Raw genomic sequence first — 1,704 nt, 5'->3', positions numbered from 1 at the left:
GCCCACCGCCAGCAGCACCTGACTGCCGTCGCGGTCGGGCAGCAGCAGGGCGGCGAGCACGGCGGCCACCGCGGTCGCGCCGATCGCCACCGCGATATCGCGCACGCTGTCGCCGTGGCGGGCGAGGATGGTGGATCCGAGCAGGGTCACCCCGATCATGAACGCGCCCGCGATGATCGGCACGATGGGCAGCTGGATCGACAGGGCTTCGGCCGGTTGCGCGCCCGGCTCCCGCAGGAACCGCCAGCCGATCAGCACCAGGGCCACGGTGATGAGCCACAGCGGCGGCGAGTCGAGGGCGGGCCAGTTCTGCGGGAAGTGCTGATCGACCAAGCGGGAGCGGGTCTCGGGCACGTACGCCTGCAGCACGACACCGGCGATGGCCCCGAGCAGCCAGGCCAAAGCCGCCCAGGAATAGCGGGATTCGATGCGGGAGCGCGACAGCACCGCCGCGCCGGAACCGCCGAAGATCAGGCCGCCCGCGATGGAGTCCAGGAAGTTCAGGGTCGCCAGCGAGGTGCCCAGCACGGCGTGCCGACCCAGCAGATGGTTCACGAACAGCAGCGCCGCACCGCCGAGCGCGACACCCCAGCGCAGGCTCTGCCCGCCCAGCGCGGTCGACAGCACCGCCGCGACCACGGCCACCAGCGCACCCGCCGCAATCGCCTGCGGCAGACTGAAAACCAGCAGATCCAATCGCAGCTGCGAGCTGCGCGAGGTCCACGCGAAGTCGATGGGCACCATCAGCGACAGCCCCGCGATGAGCGCCGCCAGGAAGGCGGTACCGACCTCCGCACCCTCCCGGCTCCCCCGGATGGTCATCGCCGCCCGGGTGGCCGCGACCGGCGAACGCTCTGAGCTGCATACATTCGGGCAGAGTAGCAACTAGTCGGCTATTGGCTTGGGAGGCTTGCGCCGTGGACGAGGCGACCGCCGATCACGGTGTGGGTGGGTTGCAGGTCAGGGAGTTGGTGCGCGGGTGCGGTGGTGGGGTCGAGGGGCCAGAGGGTCAGGTCGGCGAGGCGGCCGGGGGTGAGCAGGCCGCGGGTGTCGGACTCGCCCAGCAGGGCAACGGCATTGGTGGTGTGCAAGGTGATGGCCTCGGCGGGGGTAATGGCGTGTTCGGGGCCGCGCACACCGGTGACGGTCTCGCGGGTGACCATGCCCCACACCGAGCGCATCGCGCCGTACGCGCCGACGGGGTAGTCGGAGCCGCCGGTGACCAGCGCGCCGCGGTCGATCCAGCCGCGCGCGGGGAACAGCCGGTTCACCCGGTCCGGACCCCAGTAGGTGTCCTCGATGCGGGCGATGTCGTGCAGCAGCGGCTGTTGAATGGTGACGGGGATGCCCAGTTCCACGGCGCGGGCGCGCAATTCGTCGTCGGCGAGGCCGCCGTGTTCCATGACGAGGGTCCCGGCGGGCAGTCGCGGGTGCCGGGCCAGCAGGGTGGCGTAGACGTCGAGCAGTCGCTCCACGGCGCGATCCCCGTAGGCGTGCGTCCCGATCCGCCAGCCGCGCCGGATCACCCGGTCCATGGCCTCCACCAGCACCTCCGGCTCCCAGGTGAGGTAGCCGTGGAAGTCGTGGTCGCAGGCGTAGGGTTCGCGGGTGGCCCCGGCCTCGATGCCGCCGTCGAGACCGAATTTCACGCCCCACACCGACAGCCACGGGCCGGGCAGGTAGCGCCATTGCTCGAGCCGGTCG

At 71.5% G+C, this 1,704-nt stretch carries 2 protein-coding genes; both read right to left on the bottom strand.

Going from position 1 to position 1,704, the window contains the following annotated elements; genetic code table 11:
- On the bottom strand, positions 1 to 822 hold an 822-nt coding region (locus ACWELQ_RS45220; RefSeq protein ID WP_452403113.1), incomplete at its 3' end, for a hypothetical protein.
- A gap of 71 nt (positions 823 to 893) precedes the next feature.
- The coding region (locus ACWELQ_RS45215; RefSeq protein WP_452403112.1) for an amidohydrolase family protein at positions 894 to 1,704 on the bottom strand (811 nt) is incomplete at its 5' end.

It is taken from the genome of Nocardia sp. NPDC004722 (genome assembly GCF_053601505.1).
The sequence above is the reverse complement of the archived record's forward strand: the minus strand, read 5'-3'. Positions and strand labels throughout refer to the sequence as shown.